Source organism: Actinoplanes sp. NPDC020271, from assembly GCF_044388125.1.
In the GTDB taxonomy this organism is placed as follows: domain Bacteria; phylum Actinomycetota; class Actinomycetes; order Mycobacteriales; family Micromonosporaceae; genus Actinoplanes.
Genome location: NZ_JBIRWQ010000006.1, coordinates 162434 through 177314, shown reverse-complemented (window position 1 = coordinate 177314; position 14881 = coordinate 162434). Strand labels below are relative to the sequence as shown.

Sequence of the window (14881 nt, the reverse complement as noted above, 5' to 3'; positions counted from 1 at the left end):
GGGCGATCGGTTGCACGGAAGCGAAGGTTGAGACATAGAACTCTGTGTGGTGGCTGTACGTATCCCCTGAATGTGCCAGGCCTGCCGGACGCGCCCCGGAACGGGCCTCCGCCTCGGTCAACATCCCCGCGGTAACCGATCACGAGGGGAGCCCCACATGGGTAGCGAGGCGCCACGACTGAGCGTTGTCGTACCGGTCTTCAACGAGGAGGAGGTGCTGCCGCTCTTCGCTGAGCGGATGCGGCCCGTGCTCGACGACCTCCGGGTGTCGTACGAGGTGGTCACCGTCGACGACGGCAGCCGGGACAGCACTCCCGTCGTGCTCGAGTGGCTGCGGCACCGATGGCCCGAGTTGCGGGTGGTCCGGTTGCGGCGGAACAGCGGGCACCAGAACGCTCTGACCGCGGGGTTGCGTCGCGCGCGTGGGGCGTACGTCGTCAGCATCGACGTCGATCTGCAGGATCCGCCCGAGACGATCGGGGACATGCTGCGGCTGGCCGAGACCGCGGACCTGGACGTGGTGCACGGGGTGCGCGCGGACCGCAGCAGCGACAGCCCGTTCAAGCGCTGGACCGCGGGGCTGTACTACCGGCTGATCCGGCGGGTGGCCGGGACCGCGGTGCCGCACAACGCCGGTGACTTCCGGCTGCTCAGCCGGACGGCGGTGGACGCGCTGGCCGAGTTGCCCGAGCACCTGCCGGTCTACCGGCTGCTGGTGCCGTGGCTGGGGTTGCCGAGCGGGGAGGTGACCTACACGCGGGCGGAGCGGGCCGCCGGCCGGTCGAAGTATCCGCTGGCCAAGATGGTCCGGCTGGCGCTGGACAGCATTGTCGGGTTCTCGGCCGCGCCGCTGCGGGTCGCCACCTGGCTGGGCTTGTGCGGCATCGTGCTGTGTGCGGTGCTGGCGGGCGCGGGCGGGGCGGCCTACCTGTCCGGGAACGTGGTGCCGGGGTGGACGTCGCTGCTGGTGGCGGTGCTCTTCCTCGGTGCGCTGCAACTGCTCTGCCTGGGGTTGCTCGGCGAGTACGTGGCGCGCGTCTTCACGACGTTGCAGGGCCGTCCCGCGTACGTCGTCACGTTCGATTCCGTGTCCGGGAACAAGTCGACCGAGGACGTGCTGTGCAAACTCTGATCGAGCACCCCACAGCGCCCCCGATCGACGTACGGGAAAAGCGGCTGTTGACTCTTCGGCGTCCGTGGCCTGCGGCTCTGCGCGCGGCGCTGACGGTGTGGGCGGTCTTCACCGGGACGCACCTGGCGGTGAGCGCGCTGGCGTGGCTGCCGCGCGGCGGGAAGGCGCCGGATCTGTGGACGATGGTGCTGGGCTGGAACAGCTGGGATGCCGGCCATTACGTGCGCATCGCCGAGAGCGGCTACCACCTCGGGCCCGGTTTCCCGGCGTTCTTCCCGCTGTATCCGCTGCTCATTCGCCTGTTCGGGGGTGGGGTACCGGCCGCGCTGGTCGTCGCCAACCTGGCCGCGTTCGGCGCCCTGGCCGTGCTGCACCGGCTGGCCGAGTACGAGTTCGGGCCGCGGGTGGCTCAGCGTGCCACCTGGTACCTGGCCGCGTTCCCGATGGGGTTCTTCCTGTTCATCGGCTACAACGAGTCACTGTTCCTGCTGCTCGCGGTGGGTGCGCTGTACGCCGGCCGGCGCGGGCACTGGTGGCTGGCCGGAGCCCTGGGGGCGCTGTCGTCGGCGACCCGGCTCTTCGGTCTGCTGCTGATCGCGCCGCTGGCGATCGAGTACCTGCGGCAGCTCGGCTGGCAGCCGCGCCGGATCCGGGCCGACGTGCTGAGCCTGGCTCTGGTGCCGCTCGGGGTGATCGCCTACAGCGTGTACTGCGCGATCGAGCTGGGCAATCCGCTGGCGTTCAGCGTCGCGCAGGATCAGTGGGGGCGGCGGTACACGTTCCCCGGCGGCGCGTGGGTCATCGCCGTGCAGCAGATCGGCGGGCCGCTGGACGCGTCGACGCTGGGCTCGTTGATCGACGCGGGCACGACTCTGCTCGCGGTGGTGCTGCTGATTCTCACGCTGGCCGGGCCGTGGAAGTTCCGGCGGGACCAGGTCTATCTCGTCGTGCAGGGTGCGCTGACCCTGGTGCTGCTGCTGTCGACGGAGGTCGGCGGCCGGTCGATGCAGTCCGCGGCGCGGTACGTGATGGAGGCGGTGGCGGTGCTGCTGGTGCTGGCCCGGATGGGCGACCGGCCGGCCGTCGATCGCGCGGTGCTGGTGATCGGGGTGTCGCTGCACGCGGTGTGCCTGGTGGTCTTCATGTCGGCGAAGTTCCTGGTCGCCTGACCAGCGTGAGAGGCAGGCCCGGCGGTGCCGGGCGCGCCGTATCTGCTTCTCAGCGACCGAATGTGATCGATAAATGTCATCCTTTCGGCTGAAATTGACCGGGAGTGATAGCGTCGCCCGCTGGCGAGCCAGTAGTCCGCGGGCCGGCCGCCGCAAGGCCTATGGGGAGGCACTGATGTCCGACGAGTCCAGGGTGACGAAACCTGGAGACGTCCCGTCCGACCAGGCAAAAGCCACCGAGACACCGGACGAGGTGACGGAGGCGGTCCCGGCGGACGAGCCGACCGAGGCGATCTCCGCCGACGCCGAGGCCGACGAGGCCACTGCGGTGATCCCCGCGGACAACGCGGCCGACGAGGCGACCACGGTCATCAAAGCGGAGAGCGGGGCGGAAGAGCCCACGAAGGCGCTTCCGGCTGACGACACCACCACGGTGATCAGCGCGGGAAACCCCACGGACGACACGACCACCGCCATTCCGGCCGAAACCCCGCCGGACGAGGCAACCGTGGCGATGCCCGCCGCGACCGTCGACGACGAGACGACGACGCTCATCGAGGCGGGCGCCCCGCAGGACGAGCCCACCACGCCCCTCCGCATCGAATCCGCGGCCGACGAGGCGACCACGCCGATGCGGATCGGCACCCCCGCGGACGAGGCGACCACGCCGATGCAGATCGACACTCCCGCGGACGAGGCGACCACGCCGATGCGGATCGGCACCCCCGCGGACGAGGCGACCACGCCGATGCGGATCGGCACCCCGCCGGACGAGGCGACGATCGCGCTGCCCGCGGCGATGGTGACGCGCCCCGTCACGCAGCGCTCGGTCTTCGCGCCGGCGCCGGCGGCGTCCCCGGCACCGGCGAGAACAACCCGGCCGGCGCCCCAACCGGCGCCGGAGCAGGCGCCGCCGAGGCCGGTCGGCGGTGCCTTCACCCGCCGCCGGCTGCTGCTCGGTCTCACCGGGGTGGCGGGCGTCGCCGCGACCGCGACCGCCGTCGCCGTGGTTTCCGGCGGCGACGACTCGGGGCAGGACTCCGCGAAGCCCGCCCCGGCCCCATCGGCGGTCGTCACGTCGCGCGCCCCGGAGAGTGCGACCGTCACCGCCTCCCCGATCCCGGTCCAGCGCAAGCCGATCTCCACCCTGGCCGAGTATGCGAAGGCGGCCGGCACCCCGGCCTTCCCCACCGACGCGATCGCCTTGACGATCGACGACGGCCCGCACCCGATCTGGACGCCGAAGATCCTGGAGCTGCTGGACAGGTACCACGTACCGGCGATGTTCTGCATGATCGGCAATCAGGTGCTCGGCCACGAACAGGTCGCGAAGATGGTCACCGACGCCGGTCACCAGCTGGCCAATCACACCTGGAGCCACCCGACGAAGCTCGGGGCCAAGCCGAGCCGGGTCGCCCGCAAGGAGATCCAGAAGGCCCAGGCAAAGATCAACAAGACGACTGGGTACGTCCCCAAGCTGTTCCGTTCGCCCGGTGGCGACTGGTCCCCGCAGTTGTTGAAGGACATCGCCCACGCCGGCCTGCTGCCCCTGGACTGGAGCAACGACCCGCGCGACTGGACGACGCCGGGCGCCACCACGATCGAGCACCGCATGCTGGCCGCGAAACCGGGTCAGATCCTGCTCTGCCACGACGGCGGTGGCGACCGTTCGCAGACGTACCAGGCGCTCAGCGTCGTGATTCCCGCTCTGAAGGCCCGCGGCCTGCAGTTCGTCGCGCTGTGAGCCGGCCGGTGGATCGCGCACCCGCGCGATCCACCGAACCGCGGCTATGACCGCCGGCGGGTGCGCGGCCCGAGCGCGTCGACCATCTGGCGCAGCGGCGGGAACAGGAACAGCAGCAGCGCGACCAGGAGAATCGCTACGCCGGTGCAGCTGAGGAACAGGGTCAGGCTCTGGTCGGCGAGGACCGCACCGCCGGCGTAGGTGAGGCCGAACGGCAGCCCGATGACGGTCAGCAGACCCAGCCCGGCGTTGACCGTCCGCGAGTTCTGCGCGTCGACCAGGTGCGCCAGGTCGGCGAGGTCGGCCATCACCTGTTCGCGCAGCCGGCCCAACCGGTACTGCGCCTGGTACCGCTCCAGCAGGTCGTTGGCGTGTCCGTGCATGGTCAGATGCTCGGACCAGAGGGTGCGGCGCAACTCCATCAGCCGGCTCTGCTGGTCGTGCAGGTCGCGGGTGGTGGCGGTGGAGACGCGCAGTTCGCCGAGGCCGTTGCTGAGCCGGCGCAGCGCGTGCACCTGCATCCGGCCGAGCAGCAGCGCGTCGAGGTAGATGCTGTGCACGTACGTCTCGGCGGCGGCGTGGAACGTCCGTTCGCCGCCGGGGTCCGCGGTCAGCCCGACGAACGCCACGCCGTCGCGCAGCACCAGCGCCCGCCAGTCCGCGGAGAGGTGCAGCAGGCCGGCGAAGAGGTCCTGGTCGTCGACATCGGGCGGGAACGCGGTGACCGGTGTGCTGGAGGCGGCCAGCCACAGCCACTGCCGGTCGACCGGCCACTGCCCGTACTCCGCGGGCATCGGCGCGACCGGCGGCCCGGTGAAGGTCAGGTGGGTCAGCGTGAGCGCGCGCCCGCCGCTGACCGTGGCACCGTCCGGCAGGAACGGCGCGGCCTCGGCCGGGTGCCGGGCCAGGTGCCCGAGCACACCCGGGTCGGGCAACCGGACGTGCAGGATCGCCAGCGCGGCGTCCGGGCCGGAGAGCGGCGTGCGCAGGATCTCGGCCGCGAACAGTTCCGCGCCGCCGAGCTCCCCGCTGACCTCGCGGTGCCAGCGGACCGGCGCGCCGTCCCGGCCGTAGACGGCCTCGGCCACCCTTGACTCCAGGTAGCCGAGCCGGGCGGCGGGTGCGGCACCGTGGCTCGGCCCGGGGTAGGGGCCGGTGGTCCAGGGCGGGTTCCCGGTCAGCACGATGTCGATCACGAGGCAGGCCGACGCGCGCCGGAGCTCTGGAGCTGTCACGGCGTCCAATCGATCACGGAACGTGTTCTCCCGGCAACCCACATTCGGATGAACTCTGTACGGTTTCCGTCATGCACCCCAGGTCGCTGCTCCCGGCCGGTCCCCCGTCCGCCTCCCCGCTGGAGCGGGTCAAGCATCGGCTCGACGTGTTCGAGACCGCTGTCCGGCTGACCGTCTCGATCGAGTTGTCGTTCCTGCGGCAGCGCGGCCTGCTGCCGGTCGCGGCCCGCAAGCTGCTGGTCCAGTCGCTGGGCCGGCCCTCGCTCGGACAGTGGATCGGCTATCACCGCGCTGCTCAGGCCGCGCTGACCGCGGCCGGCTGGCCGTGCGACGACTGGATCGGCCCGGTCGAGGACCGGCATCAGGTGGTCCGGGTGCGCAACACATTCGCGCACGGCGGCGCCGGCCGGCTGGCGACCGACCGGGCCGCGTCGGCCGCCCTGGACGCGGCCGGCACGGCGATCGACGGCGCGGCCGTGCTCGGCGACTCGGTGATCAGAATCGGTCCGGCGGTGGGCGACGGCTTGCACGAGTGCCTGGTCGACCTGCCGGACTCGGCCGGGACGGTCGAGGCGTCGCCGCTGCTCTGGTGGCGCGACGGCCTGCTGATCTACCACTCGGTGACGGCCGGGCGACGAGCGGCGAGCCCCGAGTACACGACCGTGGACGCGGAGACGGCCGTGCGGCTGCCGGGCTGCGCGGCCGTGCTCGACACGCGCTTCCCGCTGGCCCGCTGGCGCAACCCGGTCGTGGACCCGCTGGGCGCCGCGGGGCAGGACCCCGGACCACCCGTGGGGCGGGGCGCGGAACGGGCCGAGGTCGCGGGCTTCCTCCGTACGGGAAAGGGGATCCTGATCGTCGACGCCGAGGCCGGGGCCGGCAAGACGAGCCTGTTGCGCGGCGTCCTCGACGACCTGCGGGGCACGTCACCGGACGCGCCCGCCCTGCCCGCGGTGCCCGCCGAGCCGGTCGCCGTGGGGTACTTCATCCGGCGTGGCACCCGTGCGGCGTTCCCGTCGGTGTTCCTGGACGCGCTGCTGGAGGCGATCTCCACCGCTTACCGGCTGGGTCCACCGGCTCCCGCGCTGACCGACGCCGCCCGGGTCGAGCAGCTCGCGCTGACGCTGGCCCGGATCGAGAACGACGACACGTACCCGCCGCTCGCGATCGTCGTTGACGCGCTCGACGAGAGCCCGCCGATCGCCGCCTACCTGCCCGTCGGCGGTGATCGGGTACGTGTCGTGGCGTCCACGCGCGCCGGGACGGACGTGGTGCCGAACGCGCCGTGGCGAGCCGCGGTCACCACGACGCTGCCACTGCGGGGCCTGACCCGGGAGGCGGTCCGCACGCTGGTGCCGGCCGGCGAGGCGACCGTGGACCGGCTGCTGGCGGCGAGCGGCGGCAACCCGCTCTACCTGCGGTTCGCGGTCACCGCCGGGCTGACCGAGGACCCACCGGCGAGCCTGGAGCGGCTGTTCGACGCGGTGCTGGGCCGGCTGCCGGCCCCGGCCGGGGCGGTGCTGCGGCTGCTCGCCGAGATCCCGGAGTCCATGCCGGTCACCACGATCGAGACGCTGACCGGGTGCCCGGCGCCGCGGTTACGGCCGGTGCTGGACCCGGCGGCGAACCCGTTCGTGCAGGCCGATCTGGGCAGCCCCGGCTGCTGGTCGCTCTCCCACGACCTGGCCGGCCAGCACCTGCGCGGCAGCGGACACGGTACGGCCGTCCCGGCGCGACTGCGCGCCCACCTGCTGCGGCCCGGGTCGTACCGGGGTCCCGCGGCCGGCCCGCTCGTCCGTTACGGCGTGCCGCTGCTGCTCTCCCCCGGGCACGGCTGGGACACCGGCGCGGCCGCCGAGCGGCTGGCCACGCTGCTCACCGGCGACGGAATGCTGGACGGGCGGCTCGACCACCAGGATCCGGTCCGGCTGCTGACCGACTTGGAGGAGGTGTACGCGGCGGCGCCCGGCCAGGCCGACCGGCTGACCGACACGGTGGCGGTGTTCGTCCTGCGGCACGCGTCCGGCCGCACCGGGCGGGTGCTGCCCGAGCACCTGCAGAGCGCGTACCTGACCGGCAGCCTCGACCGGCTCTACCCCGCGCTGCTGGCCCGGCTCTGCGACGAGGGGTGGGTCGCCGAGCGTGTCACCGGGCCGGCCGAGCTGCCTATCCTCGCCTTCCGGTACGCCCAGGCCAACCTCGACCGGCGCACCCTCGACCCGCGACGGCTGGCGGCGGCCCGGGAGATGCTCGGCGGGTCACTGCGGCGGCTGCCCCCGGAGCTGGACGAGGCGTACGCCCGGGAAAAGGCCCGCATCCACTACGACCTGGGGTACCTCGGTTACCTGGACGGGCAGTACGACGAGGCACTCGCCCACTTCGCGACCAGCGCGGACGCCGCGGCCGAGGGCGGCGACGAGGTCGGCACGTGGGTCGCGCACGCGCTGACCGCCCAGTTCCTCTTCCAGTCCCGGCGAGTGCCGGCGTGGCTGGCCCAGGCCGGCTTGCGCCGCGTCGCGGAACGGCTCGCCGCGATGCCGGCCGACAGCCCGCACGCGGCCCGCTGGCTCCGCACGGTCCACGAATCGGGCTTCAACATCGCGTTCCGGGCCCGGCGCGCCGACGACGCCGGCGACTGGTACGACGCGCTGCAGGACGACGTCCGGATCCGCCACCTGATGGGCGTCACCGCGTCCACGCTCACCCAGGCCCGCTGGCTGATGCTGCACGACCGCTGGTCCGACGCCACCGAACTGCTCGAACCCGTCCTGCCGGCCGCGCTGCGCCGCTGGACCGAAGGCGCCGCCCGCGAAGTGCTGGACCTCGGCGTGGCCCGCTGGCACACCGGCGACCGGGCCGGCGCTCGCACCGCCTGGGACCATGCCGCCGCCGCACCCGACGGAACCGCCAACCACACGTGGCGCGAGGTCGCCCGCCGCCTCCTCCAGGATCAGCCCGACGATCCGTGGGGCTGGTGACCCGTCACCCGCACCCCGCAGGCCCGGCGGCCGGTCGTCTCACCTTCAAGATCCGAGAATGGCGACAGTACGGGCGGCAACGCTCGCCGCGATCTCCGGCGACGGTCCCCCGGCCGGGCCGGGCGTGCCCAGCAGCGCCGGCCCGCGCACGCCCGGCGGGTCGGCCGGCAGGCGTGCGATCACGTGGAAGTGCACGTGCGGCGGTTGCGCCTCGTTGAGCAGCTGGAAGTAGACACGCTCGGCCCCGGTCGCCTCGGTCACCGCCCGCGTGATCGCGCGCGAGACCGGCCCGAGTTCAGCGGCCTCGGCGTCGTCGAGATCGGCGAGGCTCGCCCGATGAACCGCGGTCTGCACCACGAACCAGGGCCGCGCGTCCCACCCGATGGCGGCGTTCATCACCCAGTGCCCGGTCAGTGGGTGGAGACGCCCGGCCACCCGCAGCTCGACCGCGATCCGGCAAGGCTCACACGCAAGCTCGCTCACTGGTCGATCTTATCGAGGTGCGCCTTGAGGTCCGTGGGTGCCGGCTGCATCCGAACACCCACGGTTACTCCGGCTCGTCCATCGAAGAGCGCTGCGGAGCCCGGCGGGCTAGCCCGCCGATAGCCAGTATGCACCTTGTCAGCAGCGAAGTGCGCTGTTCAACCTGCCATGAATTCACATGCCAGGACCCAGATTGCCACCTGGCAGAGTGGATCACGCAGTTTGAGTGGTTACCCAACGTGGCTGCGAAATGCGCAATGTGTACTCGTTGAAACCTTTCGGCCGGATATCTTCCGTTGCGGCGCTCCCCGCACAGCGGGCAGCCTGGGGTCGAGAGCTCCTGGCGGACTGCATTCCGCCAGGGCTCCAGCTCTCACCCGTCTCGTCCATCGCACTGAGTAGGAGGAAAAGGTGGCTGGCCAATCCAGGACCAGCACCGACTGTGGAGCGTTCCCCGCCCGGGAACGATTTCACCGCCCGGTATTGATGATTCTCTTGTTGGTACTGATCATCGCCGGGAAACGGTGCGGGTACAGTCCCGCCGAGGTAGCGGCTCTGATAGGCGTGCTGGCCGTATGGCACCGGCAGCTCGCCCCGGCTCCCCGCCACAGGGCTCAGAAGATCTAGAGATGAACGGCCGGCTCCGGTCGGCCGTTCCCGACCGAACCGTTGGGACGGAAGCCAAAAATGTCCAGCTGGAAGCAGGCGGAAACTCCGGAATGGCGCACCAGCACCAAAAGCGGAGGAAGTAATTGCGTTGAAGTGGCACATCTGAAAGGCCGTGTCCTGGTTCGCGACTCGAAGGACCGGGACGGCACTGTGCTCACCTTCGACCTCGCCACCTGGAACAGCTTCCTCGATTTCGTCAGCACTCACCCGGCATCGGTCGAGGGAACCAATTAGCATCGAGTGATCAGGGTTCGGAACGCGCTTTCTCAATCCGTTCCGAGAGCGTCGCTGCCTCGCTGATGGCTTCCAACTCGAGGAACACTTCGAGGTAGCGGCGCGTATCATCAGCCGCGTCCCGGGCGAAATAGTCGCCATAGGCCGTCTCCAGGAAGATGGAGTCGTCCTCCCCCGGGCCGGAGAGCTCCAAGTGGACGAACGGGCCACCCATACCGGTGTACTGACCTGCCGAGAACGGAATGATCCCAACCGTGACATTGGGCTTTTCCGCCACGGACAACAGGTGCTCGAACTGTCGCTCCATCAGCTCTTTCGACCCACCGACCGAACGCCGCAGCGCCGATTCGTCGATGATGAACTGAAAACGCCGATCCTCACCTCGATCGAGAATCTCCTGCCGCTCCATCCGGAGCTGCACCAGGAGCGCGATCGTCGACTCCGCGCTGTCCGGCGCCCGATATGCGCCGATGATCGCCCGCGCATACTCCTCGGTCTGCAGGAGCCCCGGAATGATGGAGGACTCGAAGGTACGAATTGTCCGCGCAATGGACTCGAGCCTGAGATAGGTGAGGAAGTTGCGGTGCACGATGTCGCGGTACGGCAGGAAATTCTGCCGACGGCTCATCCGGGACAGGCGGATCAGTTCTTCCCTCTGATCCGGATCGTCGAGGCCGCACCGGTCCATCAGCGCACGAAGGTCATTCACCGAGATCCGGCTGTCGCCGTTCTCGATCCGCACCACTTTCGAGACCGACCAATAAAGATCGTTGGCCACGTCACGCTGGGTCAGCTCGGCGTTCACCCGCATGGACCGTATGGCGGCGCGTAGCTTGCGACCTTGAATGACTGGATCCTCGTACTGATCGGACATCGAAGCCCCCTCCGCCGGCACGCGGGATGACGGAGTCCCGCGCACAGCCCGAGTACATGCTATGGCAACCGGCAGCAGGCACCGGATCCGCGGGATTATCCAATAGATGCCAATCATTTGACGGCATTCGATCGGCATCGCTGAACAGCAGGATCGCAGTCCCGGAGATCGCCGCCCGCGGCTTCCGGACCACAACCGCGGCGGCCGTCCGGACGGCGGTCGCCTCGCCGGGCTTCACCTTGATCAACGCTCGGTTCTCCCCGTTGTCCCGGTCCGGGAACGACGGGCGGCCCGAGGATCGCCGGTCCGATCCGGCCTCAGACGCCGAGCAGCGGTTCCTCGGAGATTCTCCCGGAAACGGCACGGCGTAGCGCTGCCTCGGCGGCGTGACCGGGCGCGAGGGCATCCATCGCCAGCAGCGCCGCTCCGGTTACCGGAGGGGCGTCCAGAACCGTGACGGCGGCACGGGGGGCCTGGTCCTGGACGCCCCGGACTATGGCCGAGTGCAGCTGAGGGTGACGGGCCTGCAGAACGCCACCGCCCAGCACCAGGGCGTGGGGGCGGGAGAGGAGGCCGAGGCGACCGGCGGCGGAACGGTGCTGGGCCACGATCTCCTCGGCCTGACGAGTGACCAGGGCGCCGGCCGCCGCGTCCCCGGCCGCCGCGATCTCGAACAGCAGCGGTGACAGTTCCGGAATCCGGCTCATCGGCAGGTCACCGCGGTGGAGGGCGACGCTGACCGCCTCGACGGTGGGCAGACCGAAATGGGCCGCGACCGCTGCGGACAGCGCGGTGGGCTCACCCCGGCCGTCCTCCCCCCGGGCGGCCGCGCGCAGGGTCCACTCGGCCAGGTCGTGGCCACCGCCCCAGTCGCCGGAGATCGGGCCGAGGGCGACGAATCTGGCGGTACGGCCGTCAGCGGCCCGGCCGACGCAGTTGGTGCCGGCGCCGCACACGACGGTGACCGCGTCCGGCGTGGACGTTCCGGCCCGCAGCAGCGCGAAGCAGTCGTTGTCGACCTGGGTGCGCCGGGCCCATCCCCGCGCGGCGATCGCCTCCCGCAACGCGGTCACCTCGTCGGGCAGGTCGGCGCCGGCCAGGTACGCCGCGATCACCTCGACCTCCGCGTCCGGTGACAGACCGGCTCGGGCTCGAGCGGCGGTGACCAGGTCACCGAGGACCGTGACGGCGCCGGCCAGGCCGAGGTTGTGCGGCGAGGTCGTGCCGCCGCGCGCGAACGCGAGCACTTGCCCGGAGGCGTCACCGAGCACGACGTCGGTCTTCGAGTTGCCCCCGTCGACCGCCAGGAACAGCGCGGTCATCGGGCCCACGCGAGGTGGTGGCGACCGGCGGCGACGAGTTTGTCGGTCAGGGGGCCGGCTTTCTCGTGCTGGCCGATCAGCGGGTGGGCGAGCAGCGCGCGGTAGACGCGGTCACGGCCGCCACGCAGCGCGGCGTCGAGCGCCAGTTCCTCGTACCCCCAGGTGTGGGTGATGAGACCGGCCAGGTCGGGCGGCAGGGGGGTGACCGGCAGCGGAGCCGGGCCGTCGACGGTGGCCCGGGCGGAGACTTCGATGACCGCGTCGGCGGGGAGGAACGGCAGGATGCCGTCGTTGCGGACGTTGACCGAGTGGACGGCGTCGTCGTCGAGCCCGGCGAGGGAGGCGATCAGGCCGACGGCGGCTTCGGAGTAGTAGGCGCCGCCGCGCTCGCCGAGCAGGGCCGGCTTCTCGACGAGGGTGGTGTCGCGGTACATGTCGAGGAGGGTCGCCTCGATCTCGGCCACCCGCTGACCGCGGGTCGGGGTGCCACGGGACTCCCGCACGTGCCGATCATGTGCGTAGAAGTACGACAGATAGTAAGAAGGCACGGCGCCGAGCATCGCCACGATCTCCGCGGCGATGTCCACCTCCCCGGAGATCTCGGCCAGATGCGCGCCCAGCAGCTCGGGCAAACGATCCACGCCGTCGACGTAGGCCGCCCGCTCCCACGTCAGGTGGTTCAGCCCGACATGGTCGAGCACCACCGTGGAGGGATCGACCCCCAGATAACCGGCGAACCGCCGCTGGAACCCGATCGCCACGTTGCACAACCCGACCGCACGATGACCGGCATCGAGCAGCGCCCGGGTCACGATCCCGACCGGATTCGTGAAGTCCACGATCCACGCCCCCGGCTTGGCCCGCTTCCGGACCCGATCGGCGACGTCGAGGATCACCGGCACGGTCCGCAGCGCCTTGGCCAGTCCCCCGGCCCCGGTCGTCTCCTGCCCCACGCACCCGCACTCGAGGGGGAACGTCTCGTCGGTGATCCGCGCCCGCTGACCACCGACGCGCAGCTGGATCACCACGGCGTCGGCGTCGGTGACCCCGGCGTCCAGGTCACTGGTCCACGAGATCCGGCCCGGGTGGCCGTACGCGGAGAGGATTCTCGCCGAGAAAGCGCCCACGACGTCGAGTCGTTCCGCCGCCGGATCGATCAGGACCAGCTCGGAGACCGTGCTGCCGAGGCGGGCGAACCCGTCCACCAATTCTGGCGTGTAGGTGGATCCGCCACCGATGACCGCGATTTTCAACCCTTGAATCCCGTCAGCGTGATGCCCTGCACGAAGGCGCGCTGGGCGAAGAAGAAGATGATGATCAGCGGGGCCATGGCCAGCACCGTCGCGGCCGTGACCAGGTTCCAGTCGACGTGGTGGACGGTCCGGAACGAGGCCAGCCCGAGCGTCAGCGTCCACGACTGCTCGTTCTCGCTGGTGTAGAGCAGCGGCCCGTAGTAGTCGTTCCAGCAGAAGAAGAACTGGAACAGGCCGGCCGCCGCGATGCCGGGGCGGGCCATCGGCAGCACGACCCGCAGCAGCGTGCGCCACTCGCCGCAGCCGTCGACGCGGGCCGCGTCCAGGTACTCGCCCGGGATCGTCAGCAGGAACTGGCGCAGCAGGAAGATGCAGAACGCGTCACCGAACAGCGCCGGGATGATCAGTGGCCAGAGTGAACCGGTCAGGCCGTAGCGCGCCCACATCAGGTACAGCGGCACGGTCACCACCTGCGGCGGGAGCATCATCACGCAGATCACGACGAGGAAGAGCGCGTTGCGGCCACGGAATTTCAACTTCGCCAGCGCGTACGCCGCGGGCACGCTCGACGCCAGCGTCAGCACCGTGGCGGTCCCGGCGTAGAGCACCGTGTTGAGCAGGTAGTGCGGCAGTGGCGTCGTCCGGAAGACCCGCAGGTAGTTCTCCGGGTGCCAGGTGTTCGGCCAGTAGTCGCTGGTCAGCGCCTGGTCGCTGGTCATCAGCGAGAGCAGGATCAGGTAGGCGACCGGCGTGACGAACATGACCGACAGTGCGATCGCGATGCTGTGCCGGGCGATCCAGGCGAGCCGGATCTGCCGGCGTTCCCGGGTCGCGACGCGCGGCCGGTCCAGGACCATGGTCATGCTTCCTCCCCGGAGAACGCCTTCGCGCGGCGCAGCAGGATGACGGTGACCGCGAGCGCGACCACGAACAGGACGATGGCCAGGGCGTTCGCGTAGCCGAGAGCGTTGTAGCGGAACCCGGCGGTGTAGAGCCAGAGCGGATAGGTGAACGTGGATCCCTCCGGGAACCCGAAGGACTGCGAGATCCCGGCGCCGACGGTGGCCTGCCCGCTGGCGATCGAGCCGGCCACCGCCGCCTGGTCGAAGTACTGCAAGGTGTAGATCACGCCGGTTACCGTCGCGAACAGGATCACCGGGCGGATCGACGGCAGGGTGATCGACCGGAACTTGTGCCAGGCGTTCGCGCCGTCCAGCGACGCGGCCTCGTAGAGGCTCTCCGGGACGCCGAGCACCGCCGCCAGGAAGATGATCATCAGGTCGCCGACGGCCCAGAGACCGAGCAGGACCAGTGACGGTTTCGCCCAGGCCGGCGAGTTGAACCAGAGCGGGCCGTCGATGCCGATCTTCTCCAGCACGTGGTTCACCGGGCCGGTGCCCGGCTTGAGCAGGTAGACGAAGGCGATGGTGGCGGCCACCGACGGGACCAGTGACGGCAGGTAGAGGATCGTCCGGAAGAACCCGGCGCCCTGCTTGATCTGCGAGAGCAGCATGGCCAGCCCGATCGCGAAGATGATCCGCACCGGGACGAAGACGACCACCATCCACAGGGTGTTGCGCACCGACTGGAGCAGGAACGGGTCGTCCGCCATCTGCCGGTAGTTGTTCAGCCCCACCCACTGCGGCACGGACAACAGGTCGAACTTCGTGAACGAGAACCACACCGCCGCGATCAGGGGGTAGAGGAAGAACACCGCGATGCCGATCAGCGCGGGCGCCAGGAACGAGAACGTGGTCAGGCCCCGGCGGAGGCGGACGCCGTCCACGG

General features: G+C 70.7%; 12 protein-coding genes. 5 read left to right on the top strand and 7 right to left on the bottom strand.

Annotation, left to right across the window (positions count from 1 at the left end; all coding sequences use genetic code 11):
- The first annotated feature begins 157 nt into the window (after positions 1-157).
- From ACH442_RS15895 to ACH442_RS15885, 3 genes are all read left to right on the top strand, one after another.
- Positions 158-1132, top strand: a complete 975-nt coding sequence (locus ACH442_RS15895; RefSeq protein ID WP_396338742.1) for a glycosyltransferase family 2 protein — start codon at positions 158-160, stop codon at positions 1130-1132.
- Positions 1120-2301 carry a mannosyltransferase family protein gene (locus ACH442_RS15890; protein ID WP_396338741.1) on the top strand — a complete coding sequence of 394 codons (1182 nt, stop codon included), beginning with the start codon at positions 1120-1122 and terminating at the stop codon, positions 2299-2301. The genes ACH442_RS15895 and ACH442_RS15890 overlap by 13 nt, the downstream gene beginning before the upstream one ends.
- A 175-nt stretch (positions 2302-2476) precedes the next feature.
- Complete coding sequence (locus ACH442_RS15885; RefSeq protein ID WP_396338740.1) at positions 2477-4045, top strand: polysaccharide deacetylase family protein; 1569 nt, start codon at positions 2477-2479, stop codon at positions 4043-4045.
- A 44-nt stretch (positions 4046-4089) separates the two neighbouring features.
- On the opposite strand, the gene ACH442_RS15880 is transcribed toward ACH442_RS15885, so the two are convergent.
- Positions 4090-5280: a hypothetical protein gene (locus ACH442_RS15880; RefSeq protein ID WP_396338739.1), complete on the bottom strand. Its 1191-nt coding sequence runs from the start codon at positions 5278-5280 to the stop codon at positions 4090-4092.
- 71 nt (positions 5281-5351) lie between these two features.
- Between ACH442_RS15880 and ACH442_RS15875 the strand changes: the two genes are divergently transcribed.
- On the top strand, positions 5352-8258 hold the full coding sequence (locus ACH442_RS15875; RefSeq protein ID WP_396338738.1) for a hypothetical protein: 2907 nt from the start codon (positions 5352-5354) through the stop codon (positions 8256-8258).
- A 45-nt stretch (positions 8259-8303) separates the two neighbouring features.
- On the opposite strand, the gene ACH442_RS15870 is transcribed toward ACH442_RS15875, so the two are convergent.
- Positions 8304-8741, bottom strand: coding sequence for an HIT family protein (locus tag ACH442_RS15870; RefSeq protein WP_396338737.1), 438 nt, complete (start codon positions 8739-8741; stop codon positions 8304-8306).
- A 687-nt stretch (positions 8742-9428) separates the two neighbouring features.
- Between ACH442_RS15870 and ACH442_RS15865 the strand changes: the two genes are divergently transcribed.
- Positions 9429-9644: a DUF397 domain-containing protein gene (locus tag ACH442_RS15865; protein WP_396338736.1), complete on the top strand. Its 216-nt coding sequence runs from the start codon at positions 9429-9431 to the stop codon at positions 9642-9644.
- 10 nt (positions 9645-9654) lie between these two features.
- Here ACH442_RS15865 and ACH442_RS15860 read toward each other — a convergent pair whose 3' ends face one another.
- The 5 genes from ACH442_RS15860 to ACH442_RS15840 all read right to left on the bottom strand — a co-directional run bounded on the left by ACH442_RS15860 (position 9655) and on the right by ACH442_RS15840 (position 14879).
- A complete protein-coding gene (locus ACH442_RS15860; protein WP_396338735.1) occupies positions 9655-10518 on the bottom strand; it encodes a helix-turn-helix domain-containing protein in 864 nt (287 codons plus the stop codon).
- Between the two features lie 317 nt (positions 10519-10835).
- Entirely contained in the window at positions 10836-11840 is a 1005-nt protein-coding gene (locus ACH442_RS15855; RefSeq protein ID WP_396338734.1) for an N-acetylglucosamine kinase, read from the bottom strand.
- Entirely contained in the window at positions 11837-13093 is a 1257-nt protein-coding gene (locus tag ACH442_RS15850) for a 6-phospho-beta-glucosidase (RefSeq protein WP_396338733.1), read from the bottom strand. The genes ACH442_RS15855 and ACH442_RS15850 overlap by 4 nt, the downstream gene beginning before the upstream one ends.
- Positions 13090-13956, bottom strand: coding sequence for a carbohydrate ABC transporter permease (locus ACH442_RS15845; RefSeq protein ID WP_396338732.1), 867 nt, complete (start codon positions 13954-13956; stop codon positions 13090-13092). Before ACH442_RS15845 ends, ACH442_RS15850 begins: the two co-directional genes overlap by 4 nt.
- Positions 13953-14879 carry a carbohydrate ABC transporter permease gene (locus ACH442_RS15840; protein ID WP_396338731.1) on the bottom strand — a complete coding sequence of 309 codons (927 nt, stop codon included), beginning with the start codon at positions 14877-14879 and terminating at the stop codon, positions 13953-13955. The genes ACH442_RS15845 and ACH442_RS15840 overlap by 4 nt, the downstream gene beginning before the upstream one ends.
- Positions 14880-14881: the final 2 nt, after the last annotated feature.